Genomic DNA, 13,234 nt, shown 5'->3' on the forward strand with positions numbered 1-13,234 from the left:
TAGTGTCCGCATCGCTCGGTCCAGTCCTTCCATAGTCAGGAAGCGGAACCCTAGATGCGCTATTTCACTCATAGTCGGATAATTACAGTGGTTATCCGGTAGAAACTTATGGGCCATATTCCCAAGATTATATGAGTTGACAAGCAAATATAAGGATAATGTATAATGTGAAACTTATATTTTTATAAATGTTCAATATGAATACCTTGTATATCTTACACGCTCTGTCTGGTGCTTACAAGCAAAATTTTAAGCAATTTGCATGCCATTTTCAGGTTATTTTCACGAAATTCAATTGTTTACATTTAGTAGTTGCTACTCCAATATCTTCTGCGCTGTTTCTTGGGTCGTTACAAGTACATTCATATAACCCCCATTTAGTGCCCCAAGGATCCCCGTTACCTTCTCAAGTGACTCCGCTACACCAATCGAATACCGTGCTTGCTTAATTTGCTCCAGCTCAATGGTCAGTGTTCGATCCGATATTCCGGTATGCACGGGAATCCCGTTGCCATCATAGAATCGTGAACAGATATCACCAGCGACCTTTCCATTCTCCAGCTCAGCAATCACTGCATCACCATAAAAACCGCGCCACGCCTCTTCCCCTTTCGTTGCCGGCGATCCGATGCCGAACACAGCGATATCCAGATGGTCCCACGCCTTGGCAATGGTCTGATAATACTGCGAATTCATCAGTTGATCTCTAGTTTCCTTTTGCTCCGTGATCGCTGGAACATCAATCATTAACGAGCGCGCACCCCATTTTAGAGCAGCTTGATAACAGATGTTATTTACATGGTACCCGCTCTCCATCTTTCCTGATGGGCCGCCGACCGTAGGTACACAGGTTACAAAAGGTCTCTGGGCTTGTGTTAGGCTTTCTACGACGGCAGCTAAGCTGCTTCCCCAAGAAAATCCAATCGTATCTTTCGGGAGAAGCACTTGCTCGAGCCATCTCGCACAGGCTTGTCCTATAGCTTTGCGTTTAATCGTGCTGGACTGTGCAGGATCTACCTCCACAACAATGGCTTCCCGTAGCCCGAACCGCTCCTTCAGCTCCTGCTCCAATGTAAAATGATCGCCAGTATCGTAATTAATAGTTATTGTAACGATCCCTTCTTCACGTACCCTCTTTAGCATCCTGCTGATGGTGGTACGATATATACCAAGTTGGCTGGAGATATCACTCTGCGTTAAATTCTGTTCATAATACATTTGTGCTATTTTAATAAGCAGCTTCTTATCTTCTTTTCGATCCATGTTACAACGCCCCCGCGTATTCAACAGTTTGACGGATTTAGACCCCCCCGCTATACTGTAGACGATTGTTTTGCACATTTATTATTATATTGCACAAATGTGCTTAATATCAAAACTTTTATGAAGATGAATGGATCAGATGGAATCAAGGTATCTCTAAATAAAAACAAAAAATCAAACAAGTGAGGTGCTGGAAATGAACCCTTTAAAGTGGGCAATTGTCGGTCCAGGAAGTATAGCTGCCGAATTTGCGGCTGCGCTGAATGAAACGGGAGGAACGTTGTATGCGGTTGGGTCGCGAAGCTTGGAGAAAGCACAACAATTCGCTAATCAATATGGAGCCACGAAAGCTTATGGCAGTTACAGTGAAATGCTGCAAGATCCTGCAATTGATGTAGTGTACATCTCTACGCCACATAGCAATCATTATGAATACATCATTGAAAGCTTACAGAATAACAAACATGTTCTCTGCGAAAAAGCAATCACGGTGAACAGCAAACAACTTCAAGAAGTCACCCGACTTGCCGCTGAAAAGGATCTGGTTGTGGCCGAAGCTATGACCATCTACCATATGCCACTGTATAAGAAACTGCGGCAGCTCATTGATGACGGCATCATCGGGCGCCTCAAAATGGTGCAGGTCTCCTTTGGCAGCCATAAAGAATATGATGTGAACAACCGTTTCTTCAGCAAAGATCTGGCGGGCGGAGCACTGCTGGATATTGGGACATATGCGCTGTCCTTCACAAGATTCTTCCTGTCCAAACAGCCCCATGAGATTCTTACTACGGTAAAACAATTCGAGACAGGAGTGGACGAGCAATCCGGTATTATTCTTAACAATGCGGCAGATGAAATGGCGGTAATCTCCCTTACAATGCGCTCCAAAATGCCTAAACGGGGGGTGGTTGCAGGAGAGCTCGGATTTATTACCGTAGACAATTTCCCGCGGGCCAGCAAAGCCACCATTCAATATTTGGATGGCACAGTAGAGACGATTGAAGCTGGAGATACAGCCAAAGCTTTGCAATACGAGATTGAAGATATGCAGCGGTATATTGCAGATAAAAGCCATAAAGAGACCCTCAACCTCTCCTTGGATGTCATGGACATTATGAGCAATGTCCGGGAACAATGGGGGATCAAATATAGCTTTGAATAAATAAACCGTTTAGTAGGCAGCTAACTTAGGCAAATGATTGTTTTTCGAGGTAGATCGCCCGTATTCATCACTTATTCCCCCCATCTGCATTAATGTTAATGAAGTCAAAGTATGGGAGAGTGAATATGGGTGGCCTATAAAAGAGACCGGATCGTTGTCATTATTCAAAAAGGAAAACGGCGCATAATTACAAGGACCCCCCTCCACGGAGTGGACAGATTAGTCTTTGTCATCAACAATCAATATACGAACGCCCCCAACACTACACAAATTGCAAGCGGTGCAGGGCGCAGCAGCGCAAGCGGCAATAATGCCGCCATTGCTTCTCCCTATACACGCCAACAACAAAGTATCGGCGCAGGCGGTGATGCGACTAACCTAGGCAGCGGGGGCTACAAACGCGGCAAAGCTAAGCCCCTCTTATTATATCCGTATCGCAAAGAAGTTGTGGTCGTTATCAATACCCAGACGGTTAAACTGCCTAAACGGAGCCAGAATGCCTCCGCAACTCAGGTAGCAAGCGGAGGCGGAACGTTCAGCACCGGTGGAACAAACTCCGCTATTGAAAGCCCAGGAACAAGACAGCAGCAGGCGGTTGGTGGAGGATCGGGTGGGCACGCCACTAACAAAGGCACAACTAAACGGCGCCACCTTAAACAACGGTCTCGTTAACCCTATTGGGACTATATAACAAGCATAGCAAAAAGCATGGGCAAACCTGACGAGATCAGGGTGCCCATGCTTTTTGCGGTTTGGCGAGTTGCGCTATAGGTACTTTTTAGTACCTATAGCACTTTAAAGTACGTACTATACTTAATGGACAGATCTCTTCATAATAGCACTTACCGGCCGGTGATTAACACAGCGTAGGAGTGAAAGAAATGTCCTTAGATAAAAAAAGAAGCACCTTGGCGCTCTTAGCTCTAGCCATTAGTGCCTTTGCGATTGGTACCACTGAGTTTATCAGTGTGGGGCTGCTGCCTCTAATCGCCACGGATCTGCATATACCGGTAACCACAGCCGGGTTGACCGTTACTTTATACGCTTTAGGAGTAACTTTTGGCGCACCCATCTTAACGTCGCTAACCACGTCGATATCGCGCAAAACCTTACTGCTAAGCATTATGATCGTCTTTATTATCGGCAATAGTCTTGCGGCGGCTGCGGACGGAATTACATTGCTGTTAATCGCGAGAGTAATTTCCGCTCTGGCCCATGGCTTGTTCATGTCGATTGCTTCGACTATTGCCGCCGATCTCGTGCCTGAGGATCGTAAGGCCAGTGCCATTGCCATCATGTTCACTGGACTTACAGTAGCTACTGTTACTGGCGTTCCGCTAGGTACGTTCCTTGGCCAACAACTCGGCTGGCGTGCTGCATTTGTTGCTATTATTGCTATCGGGCTTATAGCACTCATCGGCAATCTGATCCTTGTTCCTTCATCCGGGCTGCGCAATGGCACCCATACACCCCTTCGTGAGCAAGTTAAGCTGGTCACCAATGGGCGTTTACTGCTTGCCTTCGCAATTACGGCTTTGGGCTATGGGGGCACATTTGTAGTCTTTACTTATTTATCACCCCTTCTGCATGAGATCAGCGGCTTCAAAGAGAATACAGTCGCTGTAATCTTGCTTGTATACGGCATTGCGATTGCCATCGGGAACGTGATTGGAGGTAAAGCCGCCAACCGCAAACCGATGAATGCTCTATTCTATATGTTCGCAGTCCAAGCTGTCGTCTTATTTGTCTTAGCTTTTACCGCACCTTATAAGGTTGCCGCACTGATTACGATCTTCTTTATGGGACTGTTAGCTTTCATGAACGTGCCCGGCTTGCAAGTACATGTCGTTACGCTTGCAGATCGATATGCGCCAAGTGCACGAGATGTAGCTTCTGCATTAAATATTGCTGCTTTTAACGCTGGTATTGCCATTGGTGCGTACCTTGGCGGCATCGTCACAGATCATATGGGACTGATTCATACCACTTGGGTAGGTGCCATCATGGTTCTGTCCGCTGTATTACTAACGGCATGGAGCCGTGCTCTGGAGAAGAAAGATGAGGCTCCTCTCCAGACTAAAGCTGCTTAAAGAGCAGTCCATTAACAACCCAAACAAACTTTTAAATATCTTAGGAGGTTACTTTATTATGGCTCAACATCTACAGGATACAACTACATTACACAACGGTGTAAATATGCCTTGGCTAGGGCTTGGCGTATTTAAAGTGGAAGAAGGCGCAGAACTGATACAAGCGATCAAATCCGCTATTAGACACGGTTACCGCAGCATTGACACTGCCGCAATTTATGAGAATGAAACAGGCGTGGGACAAGCCATCCAAGAGGCTCTGCAAGAGAACAGCTTGTCCAGAGAAGAGCTTTTCGTAACCTCAAAGGTCTGGACCGCAGATATGGGCTACGAAGAAACCATTGCCGCCTACGAGACTAGCTTAGCTAAACTCGGACTTGAATACCTGGATCTGTACCTTATTCACTGGCCTGTAAAAGGAAAATATAAAGAGTCTTGGAGAGCGCTTGAAACGTTGTATAAAGAGGGCCGGGTAAAAGCCATTGGGGTCAGCAACTTCCAGATTCACCATCTTGAAGATGTACTGAAGGATGCTGAGATTAAGCCGATGGTCAATCAAGTTGAATTACATCCTTATTTGAATCAGCAAGAGCTGCTCGACTTCTGCAAAGAGCAAGGAATCCAATTAGAAGCTTGGTCTCCGTTAATGCAAGGTCAATTGTTCGATCAGCCTGTACTGAAACAAATTGCCGCCAAACATGACAAATCCGTCGCTCAGGTTATTGTCCGTTGGGACCTGCAACGTGGGATTATCACCATTCCTAAGTCTACTAAAGAACACCGGATCATCGAAAATGTAGACGTGTTTGATTTCAAATTATCTGACGAGGATATGACTCTAATTAACTCTCTCAACCAAGATCAGCGGGTAGGTCCAGACCCAGATCATTTTGATTTCTAAGGGATTACGCACCTTGCACTAACACTATAAGCACCGGCAACACGAGAAACGAAGCAAGCGTCGTCCACAAAATACATTTGGATACCAGCTCCGGTGAGGCATTAAAACGCTCGGCTAGCACGACGGCGTTGACGGCAACTGGCATAGAAGCCAAAATCAGCAGCACAGAGAACAAGGTTCCGGTAATTTGCAGGATCGATAATCCGAGGTAAGCCACTAGCGGCGCTAAGATTAATCGAATCGACAGCCCAGTCCAAAAAGTAGACTGACCCTTGCGTGCGGATGGCATGTTTCTCACTTTAACCATCTGTGCGCCAAGGATCGCCAGTACCACCGGTGAATATCCTCCAGCTACCAAGGCAACCCCTGTAGCCACCTCTGCAGGCAAATGCAGGCCAAAGATACGGAGAAGAAGGGCCAACAGAGCTGCGTAAATGGCAGGAAGTGAAAAGACCGATTTTACTGCATTTTTTACCGAGAACTGAGATCTTGCTGCAAAATAAACGCCTATCGTATTCACGATAATCATTTGTCCGATCACATATACAGAGGCCTTATCGAGACCAAGCTGTCCGAAAGCTAGCAACACCAGCGGAAGTCCATAATTCACGCTATTCGTAAACGTTGAAATCAAGGTCAGACCGGATACTTCGGATGGATCTAGCTTCAATAATTTGCCGACTATATTCGCAATCGCCCATAAGAAGATTAGATTTAGAAGCGAAAAGGTGAGCGTCTTATAAATATCATTCATGGATATCTCGGCAGTAGCCAATGTATTTAAAATAATTGCCGGCGTTAAAAAGTATAGATAAAGCGTCAATAACGGCTTCGTATCCAGATTCTTAAACCGCCCAAGTAGCGCACCCACGATCACAGGAATGGACAAAGGCACGATGACTTGGTATAACGTCGATAACACACTTTGGATCATGAATAGAACTCCTCTGCTGTAGGTTACTTCAAACTATAAGCGCAACAGCACAGAACGTCTAAGATATGAAATCAATATACCTCATAGCCAAAACCTATCATACCAGCAAAAAAGCTCCCAACCCTTACAAAGGGTTGGGAGATTTTCGGTATATTGTTACATCATTTTGATCTCAAGCAACTCATATTTAATGATGCCCATCGGTGCATTTACACTAACAATATCGCCGACCTTTTTACCCAGCAATTCCTTGCCTAGCGGGCTTTCATAGGAAATCTTGTTATTAAGAACATCTGCCTCAGCAGCTCCAACAATTCTATATTCGATCTTCTCCGAATATTCGATGTCATTCAGAATAACAATACAACCCATACTAACCTTTGACAGATCCATTTGGCTCTCATCCACGATCTTGGCTTTGGTCAACATTTTCTCCAGAATCATAATACGAGTCTCCATGAACGATTGATCGTCCTTGGCCGAATGGTACTCACTATTTTCCTTCAAGTCTCCATAGCTGATCGCCAATTTAAGCCGTGCGGCCAATTCCTTACGCCCTGCGCCTTTCAATTCCTTCAGCTCTTCCTCTAATTGAGCCAACCCTTCTTTGGTCAAGAACACTTCTTCATTAGACATGTATACAACTCCTATTTTGGATGCTTTATAATATTTTAACCGATATATCCCAAACTTGCGAAAGATCTTACAAGAAGAAACAACATTGTCGTCCTTAAAGGACGACAACCATTTCTCGTAGAAATATAAAGATACTTTAAAGTACAAAACATATAAATGCTTATATTTTAAAAAAATCCCTGCCACAATGGAACATTGGGCAAGGAGGTCAATGCTGCTTAATTATTCTGGCAAATGCTCTTTACAAAAAAGGAGTAACGCTTCTTCCTCGTCCTCTTCCATATCGAAATCGAGCAGTTGACCTGAAGTTGTCTCCTGTAGATCATAACTTACGATGCTGACTTGATCTTCATCCACCTTAATAATCGCTCTAGCGGATACTCCGTTCTCTACATACAGCTCATCATCCTCTGGAACGTCCAGTTGAACGACAAATTCATACCGTTTACCGGTTAGTATACCGAAAGGATCTTTTACATTCTCCACATTGTAGCCCGTAAATGTCAACATAACTCAATCAACCTCTTTTCCTAATACCTGCCACGTCATTGTATCACAAAAAGTAACATATTGTTGTCGAGGTAGTCCGTCAAGCCATGGCTTTGGATTTCTTGATTTGTTTGCTTCGCAGCTGTCCGCAGGCAGCATCAATATCCACACCATGCTCCAGACGAGTGCTTACGCTGACACCCTGCTTCTTCAAGGTATCAAAAAAGGCCCGCACCGTCTCCCGCTCGCTTCTTTGATATTGGCTGTGTTCATCCACCGGGTTATAAGGAATCAAATTCACATTGACGAGCGGGCGTCGATCGCCAATCAGCTCGGCCAGTTCAAGCGCATGCTCTCTGCCGTCGTTTACATCCTTCATCAGAATGTATTCCAGCGTAATTCTCCGCTTGGTTTTCTCCAAATAATAATCTATAGACTCCATTAGCTTCTCTATTGGAATGGCCTTGTTAATCTTCATGATCTGCGTCCGCAGTTCATTATTAGGGGCATGCAAAGAAACCGCCAGGTTCACCTGCGTATTCGCATCCGCAAATTCAACGATTTTGTTAGCCAATCCGCTCGTTGATACGGTAATCCCTCTACCCGCAATTGCTAGTCCCTTGTGATCTTTGACAATCGCCAGGAAATCGAGCAGGTTCTTGAAGTTATCGAATGGCTCGCCAATGCCCATCACTACGACGTGACTGACCTTTTGATCCAGGTTCGCCGTATCCAGATGCTGCTGGACCTTCATAATCTGCTCCACAATCTCTCCGCTGGAGAGATCCCGGCTCTTCGCCAATAGCCCACTTGCACAGAAGCTGCAGCCGATATTGCAGCCCACTTGCGTGGTTACACATACAGACAAGCCGTATTTCTGTCTCATAAGCACGGTCTCGATCAGGTTGCCATCCTTTAGACGGAACAGGAACTTAATCGTTCCATCCGCAGATTCCTGCTTCACATGTTCTTCCAAGGTATGAATGACAAAATTCTGCTCTAATAATTCTACACAATCTTTATTTACATCGAGCATTTCCGAAAAGTCTGTAATCCGCTTCCGATAAAGCCAATCCCAGACCTGCGTAGCCCGAAACTTTTTATGTCCACGTTCTAACAGCCATGCCGCCAGTTGATCAAAAGTTAATCCATAAATGGATTCTATATTCATTCGTTATCCTCTTTTCAAAACGTTAAAGTTCAGACCATCACTACTCATTGTCTCAAATTTTTTTTATTAAAACAAGGGGAGTTATTGGGTTGTGTCGAAGTTTACACCATTAAAGTCTGTTCTATGAACATGTATCTAAGGAGCGATGGAATCATATGGGTTCAACAAGAATAAAAGCAATCAGCCTCACCCTTCTAGCTGCCGTTCTAATCCTTGGCGGTTTTTTAGTGTATATTACTCTCACTGACTATAAACCACAGGAGATTACTACACTTACTGTAAACAATAATCCGCAGCAAGTAATGAAGCAGGGAGAGTCCTTTTCTGTAACTACCTTTAATATTGGCTACGCCGGGTTGGATAAAGGCCAAGATTTCTTTATGGATGGCGGAACAAAGTCACGCTCAAGCAGTAGGGAACAAACGAAGATAAACCTTGAGGCCGTAGCGTCCCTTATGACAGTTACAGACTCGGACCTGTTCATGCTGCAGGAGGTCGACATCGATTCTTCCCGTAGCAACGGTATAGATGAAGTCTCTTACTTGTCGAATAAATTCGCTGATTACAGCAATGTTTTCGCGACCAACTACAAGGTACCTTGGGTACCGCTTCCTGTTCTTGATCCGATGGGCTCGGTGAACAGCGGTTTATTAACTTTATCCCGTTTTAACAGCACAAGTAATATTAGATATGATCTCCCGGGCAAAGAAACCTGGCCTCGCCAACAATTTGATCTCGACCGTGCTTTTGTGGAGAGCAGGTTCCCCGTTGATAATGGAAAAGAACTGATTCTAGTCAATCTTCATTTATCAGCCTTTGACCAAGGCGGAACGATTCGCAAACAGCAATTGGAGTATTTATCGGCTTATATCAAGAAGGAGAATGACAAAGGGAATTACCTCATCTTAGGGGGAGATTGGAACCATTCCCTTCCGGGTACAGCTCCTGATGCTTTCGAGACAACGCAGGATTGGCCGCAATGGCTGCAAGAATTCCCTGAACATTTTCAACAGGGCTTTCAGTGGGCTGTAGATGCCAAGGTACCCTCCGTCCGGACGCTCGATGTTGCCTATTCAGAAGGTGTGAATTTCCGCGCAGTGATTGATGGCTTTCTAGTCTCACCAAACGTCAGCATAAGCGGCGTACAGGGTCATGAGTTATCCTTCGAACACAGTGATCACAACCCTGTAACAGCCACTTTTATTCTGCAATAACATGGATTCTCTGATTCTATTTAAAAACAACAAATTTCAGGTTTTTCTCTTGGAAATACTTAATGATAGCGGGCAAAGCTTCTACAGTAATCTTCTTTTCGTGAAATAGATAGACTCCGCCGGACGGATCGGCATGATGAACATATTGAAGAATATCCTCTGGGTTCTTGACGTTCCAATCCTCGGGATCACGATTCCACAATAATACCTTCATCTGCTGTTCCGTCACCTTGGCGGTTAACTTGTCATTGATCGCCCCATATGGCGGCCGAAAAATAGTAATCGGTGATTGTGTAATTTGCTCCAGCGCCTGATTAGTCTTCGCCAAGTTAATCCGGTTCTCCTCAACGCCATTAGCAGTCATTTTGCTATGATCCCACGAATGACTCCCAACCGACATCTTATGCTCATTAGCATACCTAACGGCTTCCGCATTATGAGCTACCTTATTCCCAATGAATAAAAAGGTGGCAGCCACCTTATGTTCTACTAGAATATCTACGATCTCTTTCGTATACTTTGACGGTCCATCATCAAATGACAAGGCAACATAACCCTTCGGTAAACTATACAAAAATTCATTCTCGGGTAATTCATACTTTTCGTACGGTAATGTCTGTTCTTGAGGAGGGACTGAAGGTTCTGGTGTAGGCTCAGCTTGCTGGTTATGAACCGATATCGTCTGCGCTAGGGTAACGAACGGTACCGAAAGTAATGGCTCAGAGTCGGCCCCTAATACGGGTTCCTCCAGCGCTTCAGCACTATCTACGAGTTGTCCATCCATTCGCAGAGGTAACACAAATATCAAACAAGCGAACATGAGACACAGCAGTGCAACCAGTCCAATTCGTTTGGTCTTCTTTCTGCTTATCCTATGCCCTGGTTCTGTAGAGGGAAGCATGGTCTGAACTACCCTCTCCTCTTCTACTTGAGGATAGTCCTGCTGCTTTAATTGAAGAAGTTGGGTTACATAATTTTCAGAACAGGCAAAATACAATGTTTCGCTGTAAGCTCTGTTCATTATAATCAGCGTGCTGTAGTAACTATTCCGAAACGGATCCCACTTCGGATACAGCGACAATCTCATTCTCCCTCCGGAAAAGGGACCTAGCGCCTTCAATTGTTCGTATGTAAATTCATCTATGGTGAGCTTGCTTCTTGCGTACCCAACATTACGGGTTAGACCTACCTCAATCTGATAACCGGCCTGTTCATGCTCAAGCGACAGTAACTCAATCATTAGAATGGTGTCCGGTTCCTTAGATGCCATGAATCCTATGTATCTCCGTTTCCATCGTTTCGATCCGTCAGACTACTGCCACTCCCAAAAGGAACCGTCATCCGATTGGTGAAATCGCTGATCATACCCGAGAGATACGCCTTTTCTTGGCGAATCGTATCGTACTTTTGTTTTAGATGTGCATTCTCAATCTCAACCCGTCCGATTTTCTCTTCCAGATCATTCATCTTTTTGAGTTTCTCTGCATGGGCTTCGTTATGTTTTTGAATCAGATTTACATATTTTTGCTGCTCCAGCTCAATGGTACTCTTCAATTCCTCAATCTCAGCTGTGAGCGTAGTTTGAAGCTCCCGGTAATCCTCCAGCACTTGATCGACCTTCAAATTTCTCTCAATCAACTTATGCTCAAGCTCGCGGACATTCTTTTCTCTTTCCTCAATAACCTTATTGAGGTTCTTCATATCCCGGTTTAAGCGCTCCACATGACTGCTGGAATGGGTTAACCGATCCTGAAGCTCATTAATATTGGTCTCCGCATGTTGTCTGGCCTGAATAATCTGCTCCACGGAGAAGATCAAATCGAGTGATTTTTTATCAAGCTGAGCTTTGCCTGTAGTAACCAATCCAGCTAAAGTCTCGTCCGAGGTCTTTTCTTCTATTTCTTCGACCTGTTCATCTAATAATTGTACCTTTTGAACCATATCCGACTTGGATTGCTTATCCACTGAATCTTTCTTTTTAAAAAAGGGGGAAATCATCGATTTTATCACCTCAATTATAAAAAAATGTCAAAAAATGTCGAGTGCCCACGAGTCTATTATAGTTTACTTATCTTGTATGTAAGTGAGCCTTTATATCTAACTTTCTGAAATGCACCTAAAGACCTATTCTCTTCTGCAAAATAAAAAAAGCACCCCTTCGGGTGCTTTGATTTCAATTGAATTTATCGGGAAATTGTTTGATCAATCCCTCGGTTAAGATATCTGCGAACATGATCATATGTTCCAGCCCTTTATCAAATGCGGCAATTTCGGCATCCCAATCCTTTTTAACTCTAGCTGTCACGTCATCAGTAATCAATTCCAGATGTTCATGAAGCATTTCCTTTAATTGTTCATAAGAATATTTGGGGTTCTGGCTACTAAGAAACTTGGCAATGTCATCAGCGTTGGCATACCACTCTTTATTGTATTTTTCCACATCGGCCTGATTTCCAGCCTTTGCAGCACCTAGAACTTTTCCGGCAATAAGAATATGCTCCCGCAATAATTGAGCCAGCTTATCTCCAACTGCCTCACCGTAATACGGTTTAAAGACATCCCCTATGTCCTGCTGATTCTGTAACAGCCTTGCCAGTACCTCATCCTTGTCCTCAGAATCTGCAAAGGCGCTAACAATGTAGTTCTTTGTCCATACCACATGATCGATCCATAACTTCCTAAGATTATCCTTAAGCTCAATTACGGAGGGGGTTAAGCATTGCTTGTGGGAGCTCTTTTTCTCTTTAGCTGCTGCAGCATCGGCAATTGTAGGTGTAACACTTACAACCAGAAACATACACAATAAGGTTAGCTTCAACATCAAATACTTATTTTTCAATATGACCTATCTCCTTGTGAACAGTGATGGATTTGAATATCTTGTATATTGTGCACCTTTACTTCCATTTCATTCGCAACTATTCTCAGAACACAAAAAAGCACCATCACGTGGACGGTGCCTGGGTCTTACTTTTATCTAAACATCACTTTATCTACGTTGTATTTAGATTTCAGTTCATTAATGATATAGGTTTCATAGATCTCTCTATGAACTGGACTTTCGATCAAACACACATCAATTCTGGTGACCTCGTCCCGATGTTGCTTGATGTCAGATACGGTGTCTTCAAAATGTTTTTTAATTCTTGGTCTTAGCTTTCTCGCTTTACCTACAAACAACAACTCATCCTGATCATTGTAGAACATAAAGATACCGCCGTAATCTCTCGGAATCAGGTGAAAGTCCGTAAATCCGTAAATATTGCTTAACTGCGGGTTAATTTGTTTAGTAATACTAACATCCGCTTTTGGAATCGTTATGTTGATCATTAGCTCACGTCCTCTTTCTATATAGGAGTAAATAGTATCAT

At 44.1% G+C, this 13,234-nt stretch carries 14 protein-coding genes and 1 riboswitch; of the genes, 5 read left to right on the forward strand and 9 right to left on the reverse strand.

From position 1 onward, the window contains the following. Positions 1–51: 51 nt before the first annotated feature. Positions 52–155: riboswitch (purine riboswitch) on the reverse strand. A gap of 160 nt (positions 156–315) precedes the next feature. Beyond that, a complete protein-coding gene (locus MHH46_RS30850) occupies positions 316–1,263 on the reverse strand; it encodes a sugar-binding transcriptional regulator (RefSeq protein ID WP_076191638.1) in 948 nt (315 codons plus the stop codon). Positions 1,264–1,459: 196 nt separating this feature from the next. Between MHH46_RS30850 and MHH46_RS30855 the strand changes: the two genes are divergently transcribed. The 4 genes from MHH46_RS30855 (at position 1,460) to MHH46_RS30870 (ending at position 5,419) form a co-directional block, all read left to right on the forward strand. Continuing rightward, entirely contained in the window at positions 1,460–2,428 is a 969-nt protein-coding gene (locus MHH46_RS30855) for a Gfo/Idh/MocA family protein (protein ID WP_076191635.1), read from the forward strand. Positions 2,429–2,557: 129 nt separating this feature from the next. Further along, entirely contained in the window at positions 2,558–3,100 is a 543-nt protein-coding gene (locus MHH46_RS30860; protein ID WP_081387818.1) for a hypothetical protein, read from the forward strand. 209 nt (positions 3,101–3,309) lie between these two features. Beyond that, on the forward strand, positions 3,310–4,518 hold the full coding sequence (locus MHH46_RS30865; RefSeq protein ID WP_076191630.1) for an MFS transporter: 1,209 nt from the start codon (positions 3,310–3,312) through the stop codon (positions 4,516–4,518). Between the two features lie 58 nt (positions 4,519–4,576). Beyond that, positions 4,577–5,419 carry an aldo/keto reductase gene (locus MHH46_RS30870; RefSeq protein ID WP_076181884.1) on the forward strand — a complete coding sequence of 281 codons (843 nt, stop codon included), beginning with the start codon at positions 4,577–4,579 and terminating at the stop codon, positions 5,417–5,419. A 4-nt stretch (positions 5,420–5,423) separates the two neighbouring features. Here the strand turns inward: MHH46_RS30870 and MHH46_RS30875 are convergent, their stop codons facing one another. From MHH46_RS30875 to rlmN, 4 genes are all read right to left on the reverse strand, one after another. Then, positions 5,424–6,353 carry an AEC family transporter gene (locus MHH46_RS30875; RefSeq protein ID WP_076191627.1) on the reverse strand — a complete coding sequence of 310 codons (930 nt, stop codon included), beginning with the start codon at positions 6,351–6,353 and terminating at the stop codon, positions 5,424–5,426. 156 nt (positions 6,354–6,509) lie between these two features. Continuing rightward, positions 6,510–6,989: a transcription elongation factor GreA gene (greA, locus tag MHH46_RS30880; protein WP_036682220.1), complete on the reverse strand. Its 480-nt coding sequence runs from the start codon at positions 6,987–6,989 to the stop codon at positions 6,510–6,512. A 222-nt stretch (positions 6,990–7,211) separates the two neighbouring features. Next, the gene (locus MHH46_RS30885; RefSeq protein ID WP_036682221.1) at positions 7,212–7,499 is read right to left on the reverse strand and encodes a DUF6509 family protein; all 288 of its coding nucleotides are present in this window, start codon (positions 7,497–7,499) and stop codon (positions 7,212–7,214) included. Between the two features lie 79 nt (positions 7,500–7,578). Next, the gene (gene rlmN, locus MHH46_RS30890; RefSeq protein ID WP_076181880.1) at positions 7,579–8,649 is read right to left on the reverse strand and encodes a 23S rRNA (adenine(2503)-C(2))-methyltransferase RlmN; all 1,071 of its coding nucleotides are present in this window, start codon (positions 8,647–8,649) and stop codon (positions 7,579–7,581) included. Positions 8,650–8,804: 155 nt separating this feature from the next. Between rlmN and MHH46_RS30895 the strand changes: the two genes are divergently transcribed. Beyond that, positions 8,805–9,863, forward strand: coding sequence for an endonuclease/exonuclease/phosphatase family protein (locus tag MHH46_RS30895; RefSeq protein ID WP_076191625.1), 1,059 nt, complete (start codon positions 8,805–8,807; stop codon positions 9,861–9,863). Between the two features lie 16 nt (positions 9,864–9,879). Here the strand turns inward: MHH46_RS30895 and MHH46_RS30900 are convergent, their stop codons facing one another. From MHH46_RS30900 to MHH46_RS30915, 4 genes are all read right to left on the reverse strand, one after another. Then, positions 9,880–11,133 (reverse strand): polysaccharide deacetylase family protein, encoded by a 1,254-nt coding sequence (locus MHH46_RS30900; RefSeq protein ID WP_076191622.1) that lies wholly within the window; start codon positions 11,131–11,133, stop codon positions 9,880–9,882. Positions 11,134–11,138: 5 nt separating this feature from the next. Next, positions 11,139–11,828 carry a hypothetical protein gene (locus MHH46_RS30905; RefSeq protein WP_239498760.1) on the reverse strand — a complete coding sequence of 230 codons (690 nt, stop codon included), beginning with the start codon at positions 11,826–11,828 and terminating at the stop codon, positions 11,139–11,141. A gap of 208 nt (positions 11,829–12,036) precedes the next feature. Further along, positions 12,037–12,702, reverse strand: a complete 666-nt coding sequence (locus MHH46_RS30910; protein WP_179086280.1) for a glycosyltransferase — start codon at positions 12,700–12,702, stop codon at positions 12,037–12,039. 134 nt (positions 12,703–12,836) lie between these two features. Then, positions 12,837–13,193, reverse strand: a complete 357-nt coding sequence (locus tag MHH46_RS30915) for a nucleotide excision repair endonuclease (RefSeq protein WP_036682230.1) — start codon at positions 13,191–13,193, stop codon at positions 12,837–12,839. Positions 13,194–13,234: the final 41 nt, after the last annotated feature.

The organism is Paenibacillus sp. FSL H8-0175, from assembly GCF_045040615.1.
In the GTDB taxonomy this organism is placed as follows: Bacteria; Bacillota; Bacilli; order Paenibacillales; family Paenibacillaceae; genus Paenibacillus_AQ; species Paenibacillus_AQ odorifer.